At 65.4% G+C, this 13,639-nt stretch carries 8 protein-coding genes; 3 read left to right on the top strand and 5 right to left on the bottom strand.

Annotation, left to right across the window (positions count from 1 at the left end; genetic code table 11):
• Window positions 1-115 precede the first annotated feature (115 nt).
• Window positions 116-271, bottom strand: coding sequence for a hypothetical protein (locus B4I46_RS08625; RefSeq protein ID WP_167400188.1), 156 nt, complete (start codon window positions 269-271; stop codon window positions 116-118).
• 142 nt (window positions 272-413) lie between these two features.
• On the opposite strand from B4I46_RS08625, the gene B4I46_RS08630 reads away from it, so the two are divergent.
• The 3 genes from B4I46_RS08630 to glgB are packed head-to-tail and all read left to right on the top strand — an operon-like array spanning window position 414 to window position 7,970.
• The gene (locus tag B4I46_RS08630; RefSeq protein ID WP_286899649.1) at window positions 414-2,420 is read left to right on the top strand and encodes an alpha-1,4-glucan--maltose-1-phosphate maltosyltransferase; all 2,007 of its coding nucleotides are present in this window, start codon (window positions 414-416) and stop codon (window positions 2,418-2,420) included.
• A gap of 27 nt (window positions 2,421-2,447) precedes the next feature.
• Complete coding sequence (gene treS / locus B4I46_RS08635; protein WP_286899652.1) at window positions 2,448-5,756, top strand: maltose alpha-D-glucosyltransferase; 3,309 nt, start codon at window positions 2,448-2,450, stop codon at window positions 5,754-5,756.
• On the top strand, window positions 5,757-7,970 hold the full coding sequence (gene glgB / locus B4I46_RS08640; protein ID WP_286899655.1) for a 1,4-alpha-glucan branching protein GlgB: 2,214 nt from the start codon (window positions 5,757-5,759) through the stop codon (window positions 7,968-7,970).
• A gap of 114 nt (window positions 7,971-8,084) precedes the next feature.
• Here glgB and B4I46_RS08645 read toward each other — a convergent pair whose 3' ends face one another.
• The 4 genes from B4I46_RS08645 to B4I46_RS08660 form a co-directional block, all read right to left on the bottom strand.
• Window positions 8,085-9,056, bottom strand: a complete 972-nt coding sequence (locus B4I46_RS08645) for a PDR/VanB family oxidoreductase (protein ID WP_054914401.1) — start codon at window positions 9,054-9,056, stop codon at window positions 8,085-8,087.
• 23 nt (window positions 9,057-9,079) lie between these two features.
• Window positions 9,080-10,528 (bottom strand): NAD-dependent succinate-semialdehyde dehydrogenase, encoded by a 1,449-nt coding sequence (locus B4I46_RS08650; protein ID WP_043863953.1) that lies wholly within the window; start codon window positions 10,526-10,528, stop codon window positions 9,080-9,082.
• 45 nt (window positions 10,529-10,573) lie between these two features.
• Window positions 10,574-11,695 carry an aromatic ring-hydroxylating oxygenase subunit alpha gene (locus B4I46_RS08655; protein WP_043863952.1) on the bottom strand — a complete coding sequence of 374 codons (1,122 nt, stop codon included), beginning with the start codon at window positions 11,693-11,695 and terminating at the stop codon, window positions 10,574-10,576.
• A 152-nt stretch (window positions 11,696-11,847) separates the two neighbouring features.
• The gene (locus B4I46_RS08660; protein ID WP_043863951.1) at window positions 11,848-13,470 is read right to left on the bottom strand and encodes a BCCT family transporter; all 1,623 of its coding nucleotides are present in this window, start codon (window positions 13,468-13,470) and stop codon (window positions 11,848-11,850) included.
• Between the last annotated feature and the right edge of the window lie 169 nt (window positions 13,471-13,639).

Below are 13,639 nucleotides of genomic sequence, written 5' to 3' on the forward strand. Positions count from 1 at the left end.
TCGCGGGTCAAGCCCGCTCCCACAGGTATCGCGCATTTCTGTAAACCACCGCACTCCTGTGGGAGCGGGCTTGACCCGCGATGGGCACACCGCAGTGCAACTGCCGGATCCCGGTCTACGCTTGCACCTTCACCGGCGGCTCTTCACTGGGCGGGTCGCCCACGGGCTCCTGCTCCTTGGGCGGCTCAGGCTCCTTCTCGGGCACCGGTGGTGGCAGATTGGGGTCATCGATATTCGGATCGGGCGTTTCAGCAGGAATAGGAATATTCATGGGCCGAACCTCACATAAAGGGCTGTTCAAAGGCTGACCCATTCTTCGACCGTGGCCGCGCCGCATCGCTCATTTTTTATTGAACCCCCACGCCTGCCATTGCTCTGAACCTTACCGTCACAGCGTAACGGAGCGATGTTCGATGACCCGCGATGAGCCTTTCAGCACCGATGAAACCAGCGAGCACACCCTGACCCTGGCCAGGGCGCTGCTGCTGCCGCGCATAGTGATCGAGAACACCGAACCTGTGCTCGACGCCGGCCAGCACGCGGTCAAGGGTACCGTGGGCGAACAGGTCACCGTTACCAGCAAGGTCTTCGCCGACGGCCACGACGTGCTGGCCGTGCGCCTGAGCTGGCGCCGCCTGCAGCACCCCAACTGGCACGAAGTGCCCATGACGCTGCTGGGCAACGACAGTTGGGAGGGGCGCTTCACGGTCAGCGAGGTGGGCCGCCACCTGTTCATGATCGAGGCCTGGATCGACCAGTACGCCAGCTACTGCTACGAGCTGGAGAAGAAGTTCGCCGCCGGCGTCGACGTAGGCCTGGAGCTGGAGGAGGGCCGCCGCCATCTGATGCAGAGCGCCGAGCGCAGCAGCGAGCCGCTGCGTGCGCAACTGGAGGCGGTGGCCCTGCAACTGTCCAGCCTGCCTGCCCAGGCCGGCGTCGAGCTGCTGCTGCACGACGACACCCGCGCCCTGATGGGCCGCGCCGACCACCGTGCCTACCTAAGCCGCAGCGCCGAGTTCCCCCTTGAGGTGGAGCGCGAGCGCGCACGCTTTGCCAGCTGGTACGAGCTGTTCCCGCGTTCGGTCACCGACGACCCGGCCCGCCACGGCACCTTCAACGACGTGCATCAGCGCCTGCCGATGATCCGCGACATGGGCTTTGACGTGCTGTACTTCCCGCCCATCCACCCCATCGGCACCCAGCACCGCAAGGGCCGCAACAATGCCTTGCAGGCCGGCCCCGACGACCCCGGCAGCCCCTACGCCATCGGCAGCGCCGACGGCGGGCACGAGGCCATCCACCCGCAGCTGGGCAGCCGCGAAGACTTCCGCCGGCTGGTGGCCGCCGCCGCCGAGCATGGTCTGGAAATCGCCCTGGACTTCGCCATCCAGTGCTCCCAGGACCACCCCTGGCTCACCGAGCACCCGGGCTGGTTCAGTTGGCGCCCCGACGGCACCATCCGCTATGCCGAGAACCCGCCGAAAAAATACCAGGACATCGTCAACGTCGACTTCTATGCCGCCGACGCGGTGCCCGCCCTGTGGCTGGCCCTGCGCGACGTGGTGCTGGGCTGGGTGCAGGAGGGCGTGACCCAGTTTCGCGTGGACAACCCGCACACCAAGCCGCTGCCGTTCTGGGAGTGGCTGATCGCCAACGTGCGCAGCCAGCACCCGCAGGTGATCTTCCTCGCCGAGGCCTTCACCAAGCCGGCGATGATGGCGCGCCTGGGCAAGGTCGGCTATTCGCAGAGCTATACCTACTTCACCTGGCGCAACACCAAGGCCGAGCTGCAACAGTACTTCAGCGAACTCAACCAGCCGCCGTGGTCGTACTGCTACCGCCCCAACTTCTTCGTCAACACGCCGGACATCAACCCGTTCTTCCTGCACGACTCCGGTCGCCCGGGCTTTCTGATTCGCGCAGCGCTGGCCACCATGGGCTCGGGCCTGTGGGGCATGTATTCGGGGTTCGAGCTGTGCGAGGCGGCGGCGATACCGGGCAAGGAGGAATACCTGGACTCGGAGAAGTACGAGATCCGCCCGCGCGACTACACCCAGCCCGGCAACATCATTGCCGAGATCGCCCAGCTCAACCGCATCCGCCGCCAGCACCCGGCGCTGCAGACCCACCTGGGCATCCGCTTCTACAACGCCTGGAACGACAACATCCTGTACTTCGCCAAGGGCGATCCGGCCAGCGGCAGCCTGATCCTGGTGGCCGTCAGCCTCGACCCGCACAACGCCCAGGAGGCGCACTTCGAGTTGCCGCTGTGGGAGCTGGGCCTGGAGGACGACGCCGAAACCTTCGGCGAAGACCTGGTGAGCGGCCATCGCTGGAGCTGGTACGGCAAGACCCAGTGGATGCGCATCGAACCCTGGCACCAGCCGTTCGGCATCTGGCGCATCACCCCGGCCCGCTAGCCCCCCGCCAACCAGAAGGAGTCGTACATGGCGAAGAAAGCCCGCCCAGCCACGTTCATCAACGACCCGCTGTGGTACAAGGACGCGATCATCTACCAGGTGCACGTCAAGTCGTTCTTCGACTCCAACGGCGACGGCATCGGTGATTTTCCCGGCCTGATCGCCAAGCTCGACTACATCGCCGAGCTTGGGGTCAACACCCTGTGGCTGCTGCCGTTCTACCCCTCGCCACGGCGCGACGACGGCTACGACATCGCCGCCTACAAGGCCGTGCACAGCGACTACGGCAGCCTGGCAGACGTGCGCCGTTTCATCGCCGAGGCGCACAAGCGCAACCTGCGGGTGATAACCGAGCTTGTCATCAACCACACCTCCGATCAGCACCCGTGGTTCCAGAAGGCCCGGCGCGCCAAGCCCGGCTCCAGGGCGCGGGACTTTTATGTGTGGTCCGACACCGATACCAGGTACGACGGCACGCGCATCATCTTCCTCGACACCGAGCACTCCAACTGGACCTGGGACCCGGTTGCCGGCCAGTACTTCTGGCACCGCTTCTACTCGCACCAGCCCGACCTCAACTTCGACAACCCGCAGGTGCTCAAGGCGGTGATCGGGGTGATGCGCTACTGGCTCGACCTGGGCGTGGATGGCTTGCGCCTGGATGCCATCCCGTACCTGATCGAGCGCGATGGCACCAACAACGAGAACCTGCCCGAAACCCACCAGGTGCTGAAGAAGATCCGCGCCGAAATCGACGACAACTACCCCGACCGCATGCTGCTGGCCGAGGCCAACCAGTGGCCCGAGGACACCCAGCTGTACTTCGGCGAAGGGCAGGGCGACGAGTGCCACATGGCCTTTCACTTTCCGCTGATGCCGCGCATGTACATGGCGCTGGCCCAGGAAGACCGCTTTCCGGTCACCGACATCCTGCGCCAGACCCCGGAGATCCCGGCCAACTGCCAATGGGCGATCTTCCTGCGCAACCACGACGAGCTGACCCTGGAGATGGTCACCGACCGCGAGCGCGACTACCTGTGGAACTACTACGCCCAGGATCGTCGCGCGCGCATCAACCTGGGCATCCGCCGGCGCCTGGCACCGTTGCTGCAACGCGACCGGCGCCGGGTCGAGCTGCTGACCAGCCTGCTGCTGTCGATGCCGGGCACCCCGACCCTGTATTACGGTGACGAGATCGGCATGGGCGACAACATCTACCTGGGCGACCGCGACGGCGTGCGCACGCCGATGCAATGGTCCATCGACCGCAACGGCGGCTTCTCCCGCGCCGACCCGGCACGCCTGGTGCTGCCGCCGATCATGGACCCGCTGTACGGCTACCAGTCGGTGAACGTCGAGGCCCAGGCCAGCGACCCGCATTCGCTGCTCAACTTCAACCGTCGCCTGCTGGCGGTGCGCAAGCAACAAAAGGCCTTTGGCCGCGGCAGCCTGACCATGCTCTCGCCCAGCAACCGCCGCATCCTGGCGTATGTCCGCGAATTCACCGGCAGCGACGGCAAGGGCGAAACCATTCTGTGCGTGGCCAACGTGTCCCGCGCCGCCCAGGCGGCAGAGCTGGACCTCTCGGCCTATGTCGACCAGGTGCCGGTGGAGATGCTCGGCGGCAGCGCGTTCCCGCCGATCGGCCAACTGCCGTTTCTGCTGACCTTGCCGCCCTATGGCTTCTACTGGTTCCTGCTCGCGCCCAGGGACCAGATGCCCAGCTGGCATGTGCAGCCCGCGCAGCCGCTACCGGAGTTCACCACCGTGGTGCTCAAGAAACGCATGGAAGAGCTGCTCGAATCGCCGTCGCGCGACACCCTGCAAGACGCCATCCTGCCGCAGTACCTGCCCAAGCGCCGCTGGTTCGCGGGCAAGGGCGCCGCGGTGGAAAAGGTGCGCATCGCCTATGGCGTGCGCTTCGGTGCGGCCACCAGCCCCGTGCTGCTCAGTGAAATCGAGGTCGACAGCGGCGGGCAGACCAGCCGCTATCAGTTGCCGTTCGGCCTGATCGGCGAAGACCAGCTGACCAGCGCATTGCCCCAGCAACTGGCCCTGTCACGGGTACGCCGGGGGCGCCAGGTGGGCCTGATCACCGATGGTTTCGTGCTCGAAAGCTTCATTCGCGCGGTGCTGGCCGGCTTTGCCGATGGCACGCGCCTGAGCTGCAGCGACGGCGAGTTGCAGTTCCAGGCCACCGAGCAACTGGCCGCCCTGGAGCTGGGCGACGAGCCGGCGGTGCGCTACCTGTCGGCCGAGCAGTCCAACAGCTCGGTGGTGGTAGGGGGCAGCCTGGTGCTCAAGCTGATCCGCCGGGTCAATGGCGGCATCCACCCCGAGCTCGAGATGAGCGCCTACCTCACTGCCGCCGGCTACCCGAACATATCACCGCTGCTGGGCTGGTTGAGCCGGGTGGACGCCACCGGGCAGCCGCACCTGCTGATGATCGCCCAGGGCTACCTGAGCAACCAGGGCGACGCCTGGGACTGGACCCAGAACACCCTGGAACGCGCGATTCGCGACGAAATGGAACCCGGCACCCAGGCCCCGCAGACCCATGCCGATGCCTTGCAGGAGCTACAGGCCTTTGCCGCGCAGCTGGGCCAGCGCCTGGGCCAGATGCACAAGGTGCTGGCCGCGCCCACCCAGGACCCGGCGTTCAAGCCGCGGGTGAGTAGCGCGCGCGATGGCAAGGCGTGGGGCAAGCAGGTCAGTGCCCAGCTCAACCAGGCGTTCGACCTGCTGGAGCAGCACCGCGATGAGCTGGATGCCGACAGCCAGGCGCTGGTCGACGACCTGGGCAAGCAGCGCAAGGGCCTGCTCGAACAGGTCAGCGAACTGGCCATGCAGGCGGTCGGTGGCGTGCTGATACGAGTGCACGGCGACCTGCACCTGGGCCAGGTGCTGGTGGTGCAGGGCGATGCCTATCTGATCGACTTCGAAGGCGAGCCGGCGCGCCCGCTGGAGGAGCGACGCGGCAAGCACAGCCCGTACAAGGACGTCAGCGGCGTGCTGCGTTCGTTCGACTATGCTGCTGCGATGGTGTTGCGCAGCGCGTCGGGGGTGGACGTCTCGCCGCCGGCCCGCCAGGCCCGTCAGCGCGTGGCGCGGCGCTACCTGCACCAGGCCCGGCATGCCTTTGTTCAGGCCTACGATCTGGCCACCGCCGACCTGCCGCACGCCTGGGAACAGCCCGGCGGGGCACGCGCGGCGCTGGATCTGTTCAGCCTGGAAAAGGCTGCCTACGAAATTATGTATGAAGCCGAGAATCGCCCGAGCTGGTTGGCCGTGCCCTTGCATGGCCTCCATGGGCTTGTCAGTACGTGGGGAGAATGAATGAGCGCGCACAAGCGGGAACAGGCTGGGTTGGGCACAAGGGATATCGATGACCTGGTCAATGCCAGGCACGGCGACCCGTTCGCGGTGCTCGGGCCGCACCCGGATGGCGCGGGCGGGCAGTGGATACGCGCCTACCTGCCCGATGCCCTGAGCGCCCGGGCGCTGGCCCGTGACAGTGGGCAGGTGCTGCTGGAGCTGGAGCAGGGCAGTGTGCCCGGGCTGTTCAGCGGGCGGTTGCAGCAACCGCAGGCGTACGACCTGCACATCAACTGGGCAGGGGGCGAGCAGGTCACCGAAGACCCCTACAGCTTTACCCAGCTGCTGCTGGGCGAGATGGACCTGTACCTGTTCGCCGAAGGCAATCATCGCGACCTGGCCAAGGTATTCGGCGCGCAGCCCGCGCAGGTGGACGGCATCGACGGGGTGCGCTTTGCGGTGTGGGCGCCGAATGCGCGGCGGGTGTCGGTGGTCGGTCACTTCAACAACTGGGACGGGCGCCGCCACCCGATGCGCAAGCGCGTGCCCAGCGGTGTGTGGGAGCTGTTCATCCCGCGCCTGCAGGCCGGCGAGACGTACAAGTACGAACTGCTCGGGCCCGACGGCATCCTGCCGCTCAAGGCCGACCCGCTGGCACTGGCCACCGAGCTGCCGCCCAGCACCGCCTCGAAGGTGGCCGCCGCGCTGGGCCATGTGTGGCAGGACCAGGGCTGGATGCGCGTGCGTGCGGCGCACCAGGCCACCAACGCGCCGCTGTCGATCTACGAACTGCACGCCGGTTCCTGGCAATGCGAGCTGGATGAAAGCGGTGAAGTGGCTCGCTACTACAACTGGCGCGAACTGGCCGAGCGGCTGGTGCCCTACATCCAGGAGCTGGGCTTCACCCATATCGAGCTGATGCCGATCATGGAGCATCCGTTTGGCGGCTCGTGGGGCTACCAGCCGTTGTCGATGTTCGCGCCCACCGCGCGCTATGGCACGGCCGAGGATTTCGCCGCGTTCATCGACGCCTGCCACCAGGCCCACATCGGCGTGATCCTCGACTGGGTGCCGGCGCATTTTCCCACCGACGAACATGGGCTGGCGCAGTTCGACGGCACCGCACTGTATGAGTACGCCAACCCGCTGGAGGGCTTCCACCAGGACTGGGACACACTGATCTACAACCTGGGGCGCAACGAGGTGCACGGCTTCATGCTGGCTTCGGCATTGCACTGGCTCAAGCATTTTCACATCGACGGGCTGCGGGTGGATGCGGTGGCCTCGATGCTGTACCGCGACTACTCGCGCAAGGCCGGCGAATGGGTACCCAACCGCCACGGCGGGCGCGAGAACCTGGAGGCCATCGATTTTCTGCGCCACCTCAACGACGTGGTGGCCCAGGAGGCGCCGGGGGCGCTGGTGATCGCCGAGGAATCCACCGCCTGGCCGGGTGTCAGCCAGCCGACCCAGCAGGGCGGCCTGGGTTTCAACTACAAGTGGAACATGGGCTGGATGCACGACACCCTGCATTACATCCAGAACGACCCGATCCACCGTGCGCATCATCACAACGAGATGAGCTTCGGCCTGATCTACGCGTATTCCGAGCATTTCATCCTGCCGATTTCCCATGACGAGGTGGTGCACGGCAAGCACTCGCTGATCGACAAGTTGCCGGGCGACCGCTGGCAGAAGTTCGCCAACCTGCGCGCGTACCTGGCCTTCATGTGGTGCCATCCGGGCAAGAAGCTGCTGTTCATGGGCTGCGAATTCGGCCAGTGGCGCGAGTGGAACCATGACGCGGAACTGGACTGGTACCTGTTGCAGTACCCCGAGCACAAGGGTGTGCAGTCGCTGGTGGCCGACCTGAACCGGCTGTACCGCGACGAGAAGGCGCTGCATCAGCAGGACTGCGTGCCGCAAGGGTTCCAGTGGCTGATCGGCGACGATGCGCGCAACAGCGTGTATGCGTGGCTGCGCTGGAGCGCCGAGGGCGAGCCGTTGCTGGTGGTGGCCAACTTCACGCCGGTGCCGAGGGAGGGTTATCGCATCGGGGTGCCGTTTGGCGAACAGTGGGTGGAGGTGCTCAACAGCGATGCCCAGGTGTATGCCGGGTCCAACTACGGCAACCTCGGGGCGGTGAACAGCGAGGCGTTGCCCAGCCATGGGCAGCCGCTGTCGCTGGCGGTGAACCTGCCGCCACTGGCGGTGCTGGTGCTGCGCCCGGCTTGAGACCTTGGGCCTGCTGCGCAGGCCATTCGCGGGTCAAGCCCGCTCCCACAGGGATTGCAGTGTTTTCAGGAACTGCACTGCACCTGTGGGAGCGGGCTTGACCCGCGATTCGATCTACAGGTCCAGCACCAGCCGTGCCGTGCGCGCCCGCGACACGCACAGCATCATGCTCTGCTGCGAAGCCTTCTCTTCATCGCTCAGGTACTGGTCGAAATGCTCGGCCTCACCCTCCAGAATCATGGTCTCGCAGGTGCCGCACACACCCTCGCGGCACAGGCATTCCACCTTGGCCGCCTTGGATTTCTCGATGGCCTGCAAGATGGTCATGCCTTCCTCTACCTGCAACTCCTGCCCCGAGCGCGCCAGCACCACGGTAAACGCCGCACCGGTCACCGGCGCCGCGGCAAACTGCTCCCAGTGCACGCGCTGCTCGGCAATGCCCAGCGATGCTGCGGTGGCGATCACCGCATCGATCAGCGGCTTGGGCCCGCACACATACACATGCGCCGCGTCATCCAGGCCCGCAAACAGCGCGGCCAGGTCCAGCTTGCGCTCCAGGCTGTCGATGTAGAACTGCGTGTTGGCCGCATGCGGCCCGCTACTCAGTTCGGCCTGGAACGCGCCATGCTCGGGGCTGCGAAAGGCATAGTGCAGCTCGTAGGCGGTGCTGCCGGCCTCCAGTTCATGCAACTGCGCCAGAAACGGCGTGATGCCGATGCCGCCGGCGATCAGTACGTGCCGGCCCGCGCTCGGGTCCAGCGCGAACAGGTTGTTGGGGCTGGAGATGGTCAGCACGCTGCCCACCTCGACCTGCTGGTGCATGAACGCCGAGCCACCCTTGGACTGCTCTTCAAGGCGCACGCCGATCTGGTAGCTGCGGGTGTCGCGCGGGTCGCTCATCAGCGAGTAGGCGTTGCTGAACTGGCGCCCGTCGGCGCCCTGCATCTGCACGATCACGTGGCTGCCACCGGTAAATGCCGGCATCGGCGCGCCGTCCTCACGGGCCAGGGTGAAGCGCTTGATCAGCGGCGTCGCCTGCTCGACGGCGGTTACCTGCACACTGAACATCTCGTATTTGTTGGCCATGATTCACCTCGACTGCCACTGGCTCACACGGCCAGGCACAGGTACTTGATTTGCAGATAGTCTTCGATGCCGTAGCGCGAGCCTTCGCGGCCCAGGCCCGACTGCTTGACGCCGCCAAACGGCGCCACTTCATTGGAGATCAGCCCGGTATTGATACCGACCATGCCGTACTCCAGTGCCTCGGCCACCTTGAACACCCGGGCGATGTCGCGGCTGTAGAAGTACGCCGCCAGGCCGTACAGGGTGTCGTTGGCCTGGGCAATCACCTCTTCGTCGCTGCGAAAGCGCACGATGGCCGCCACCGGGCCGAAGATCTCGTCCTGCAGCAGCTGGGTGCCCGGCGCAATGTTGGCCAGCACCGTGGGTGCGAAGAAGTTGCCGCCCAGCGCATGGGCTTCGCCGCCCAGCAGCAGGTCGGCGCCCTTGGCCACGGCGTCGTCGATCAGGCTGCGCACCTTGGCCACGGCCTTGTCGCTGATCAGCGGGCCGACCTGGCTCGCGGCGCTGGTGCCGTGGCCCACGCCCAGGGCGCGCACGCGCTCCACGAAGCGTTCGGTGAACTGCGCATACACGCTGTCATGCACGTAGAAACGGTTGACGCATACGCAGGTCTGGCCGGCGTTGCGGTACTTGGCTGCCAGCGCGCCTTCGACGGCGGCGTCGATGTCGGCATCGTCGAACACGATGAACGGCGCGTTGCCGCCCAGTTCCAGCGACACCTTCTTGATGCTCTGGGCACACTGGCCCATCAGCAGCCGGCCGATCGGGGTGGAGCCGGTAAAGCTCAGCTTGCGCACGGCCGGGTGCCCGGTGAACTGGGCGCCAATGGCCACCGCATCACCGGTGACCACGCTGAACACCCCGGCCGGGATGCCTGCACGTTCGGCCAGCTCCACCAGCGCCAGGGCGCAGAAGGGGGTTTCGTTGGCCGGCTTGACCACGATGGTGCAGCCGGCGGCCAGGGCCGGGGCCACCTTGCGCGTGATCATCGCCGCCGGGAAGTTCCACGGGGTGATGGCGGTGCACACGCCGATGCCCTGCTTGATCACCAGCAGGCGCTTGTCGTTGGAAGGGCTGGGGATGACATCGCCGTAGACGCGCTTGCCTTCCTCGGCAAACCATTCGATGAACGAGGCCGCGTAGCGGATCTCGCCCAGTGCCTCGTGCAGCGGCTTGCCCTGCTCGAAGGTCATCAGCCGGGCCAGGTCGTCTTCGTGTTGCAGCAGCAGTTCGAACCAGCGGCGCAGCACCTGCGCGCGGTCCTTGGCGGTGCGCTCGCGCCAGCCTTGCAGCGCGGCCTCGGCGGCTTCGATGGCGCGTACCGTCTCGGCGCCGCCCATCAGTGGCACGCTGCCCAGGCGCTCGCCGTTGGCCGGGTCGCAGACCTCGACCTGACGACCGTCGTCGGCATCGCACCAGTGGCCGTTGATGTACGCCTGTTGGCGCAGCAGTGTGGGATCGTTGAGTTTCACGCAAGGCACTCCATGCCGCCCCCGGCGTACCGGGGGCGGGCGTTGTCAGTCGTTGAGGTGGGCGACGGCGATCAGGTTGTGGAAGTGGGCGATGCCGTGCTCGCTCATGCCGCTGCGCTCACGGTCGGCCATGATCCGGCCCTGGCCACGGTAGCCGCGGGACTTGAGGCCCTTCTGCACGCTCTCGACCAGGCGCAGGTCCTCGGGGCGGAACACCTCGCGGTACCAGTCGATGAGTTTCTGCTGCTCTTCGGTGATGTCCTTGTTCAGGAAGTACACGTCGTAGTGCTGCAGGGTGGTTTCGGCGTCGACCGGGAACTCGTAGATCACGGTCATGAAGTTCGCGCCTGGCGGCACGTTGAACATGGTGCACGGCCATGCCCAGAAGCCGGCGAAGGAGGGGTCCTTGACGCTTTCGTCGAACTTGAACGACTGCTCCGACGGCTTGGCCAGGCCATATTGCAGGGTCCAGTTGCCGTAGGTGGTGTGGCTGTACTGGCCGACGTCCACCGAGTCGGAGAAGCCCGGGTGCGCCGGGGCGCAGTGGTAGCACTCCAGGTAGTTGTCGACGATGGACTTCCAGTTGGCCGGGGTATCGCTGACGAAACGTGCTGCCAGGTGCAGGTCGTCGATCACCGCGCAGGCCTGGCGCATGCGTGCCTGCAGGCCGGGCAGCTGGTCTTCGACGCTGCCGGCGTCCATGTCCATGTTGATGAAGATGAAGCCTGCGTACTCTTCCACGCGCAGCTGCACCAGGGTGGAGTTCTGCTTGTCGAAGTTGACCACGTTCTCGCAGTTGCGTGCGTGGGCCAGTTCGCCGTCGAGCTTGAAGGTCCAGGCGTGGTACGGGCAGGTGATCACGTTCTTGGCCTTGCCGCTGCCGCTGAGCAACTGGTGGCCACGGTGCGGGCACACGTTGTAGAAGGCGCGCAGCACGCTGTCGCGACCACGCACCACGATGATGCTCTCGCCGATGATCTCGCGGGTGATGTAGGCGTTGTTCTCGGCCACTTCGCTGCGATGACCCACGCAGATCCAGCTGCGCGCGAAGATGTTCTCTTTCTCATGCTCGAACACCGCAGGCTGGGTGTAGAACTTGGCCGGAATGGTGAAGGCCTCGTCTGCGCTGGCGCAGAAATCGGCGGGCAGGCGTTTGAAGTCGTTCATTGCTATCTCCTCACGGGGGCGTCCAGCCAGGCCGGCGCACCGTTGTTCAATTGGCTTTTACTTATTGGTTTACGTGTATCTATTGGTTAACAGAACAGGCAAAAAAAAGACCGTCAGGCCTGCATCCGTGCAGGTGGGTCGGGGTCAGCGACTCAGCGGGCCGTCGCGGTTACCGGGGCCGCTGCGGGTTGTTCAACGGGTTCAGGCTGTTCGGGCTGCTCGCCGGCCAGGCGCGCGGCCTCTTCCTCGATGCGGTGGGCCGGCACGTGGCCGTAGTCCTGCAGCATCCACTTGAAGAAGCCGTAGATCTTGATCAGCAGAATCACCATGAACGGGATCGCGGTCAGCACCACGGCGGTCTTCATGGTCGACAGCGAGGCCTTGGCGAACAGCATGGCCAGCGGTACCAGGGTCAGCACCACGCACCAGAACAGACGGTGGGTGGGGGTGGGGTCGTCGCCTTCGCGCAGGTTGCGGGTACTGGTGGCCGCCACGGCATAGGCGGCAGCGTCCATGTGCGAGGCGCAGAACACCGCCATGATGAACAGGTACACGCCCAGGAACACCTTGCCCATCGGCAGTGCTGTCAGCAGGGCACTGACCGCCGATTCGCCGCCTTGCTCGCTGAGGATCTTCGGTACGTCGATGGCGCCGTTGATGAACTGGTGCATGCTGTAGCTTTCCAGCGCGCCAAAGAAGAACCAGCAGCCCACGCTGCCACCGGCGAGCAGGGCGAACACCACTTCCTTGAGCTGGCGCCCACGGGACACACGGGTCACGAACATGGCCACGCCCGGGGCATAGGACACCCACCACAGCCAGTAGAACACCGTCCAGTTGCGGGTGAACGCGCCGTCGCCGGCCGGGTCGGTGAACAGGCTCATGCGCACATAGTTCTGCACCATCAGGCCGATGGAGTTGGCGGTGTTGTTGATGGTGAACTGGGTCGGGCCCACCAGCAGCACCACGCCGGCGAACACCAGCGCGCCGATGCACACCATCTTGCTCAGGCGCTGCAGGCCGCCATCGATGCCGATGTAGGAACTGAGCGAGAACAGGATGGCCACTGCACCGATCACCATCAGTTGCACTGTGAAGGTGTCGGGGGTACCGGCCAGGTCATGCAGGCCGCGGGTCAGGGTCGAGGCGGTGAGCGCCAGCGACACGGTCAGCGCGCCCATCATGGTCAGCAGGAAGATCAGGTCCACGGTGCGACCGATCGGGCCGGTGGCCTTGAAGCCGGTCACCGCCTCGACGATCGAGGCCAGGTTCAGGCCGCTCTTCTTGCGCACGTGGAAGTGATAGGCCATGGCCAGCGAGGCCAGGGCATAGATCGACCAGGCGCTGATGCCCCAGTGGAAGAACGAGTAGCTGACGCTGTATTCCAGCGCCTGGCTCGATTGCGCGGCAATGTTCAGACCAGGGGTCTGGTAGTAGTAGGCCCATTCCATCACGCCCCAGTACAGGGTCGAGGACCCCATGCCGGCACAGATGAACATGAACACCCAGGTGGGGGTGGAGTACTCGGGCTTGCCGCTGCCGAAGCGGATGTTGCCGTACTTGCTGAACGCCAGATACAGCACGGCCAGCGAACTGCCGAATACCAGCACCTGGACACTGGTGCCGAAGGTACGGGTGGCAATCTCGAACAACTGGTTGGCGGCCTGTTCGGCCTGGGAGGGAAACACGGCGAGGCCGATCACGGTGAGCAGCACGGCAATCAGGCTCACGGTAATCAGGAACACATCTATCTGTTTTTTATTCTTGTGCGACATCATCGTCTCCTGGACGTTGGCGTTCTTATCTGTACCCGGCAGGCAATCCGGGGGGTAATGCGGTAAAGCGTCCTCCTTCTGTTAACTATCAGTTAACGACTATCTTTTGGTTAACAGATTCTGCCTAGAATCTTGTGGGCTCGCAAGAGGTGACGGGCCGGATTGTCTG

This window comes from Pseudomonas sp. UBA7500 (genome assembly GCF_002478435.1).
In the GTDB taxonomy this organism is placed as follows: domain Bacteria; phylum Pseudomonadota; class Gammaproteobacteria; order Pseudomonadales; family Pseudomonadaceae; genus Aquipseudomonas; species Aquipseudomonas palmensis.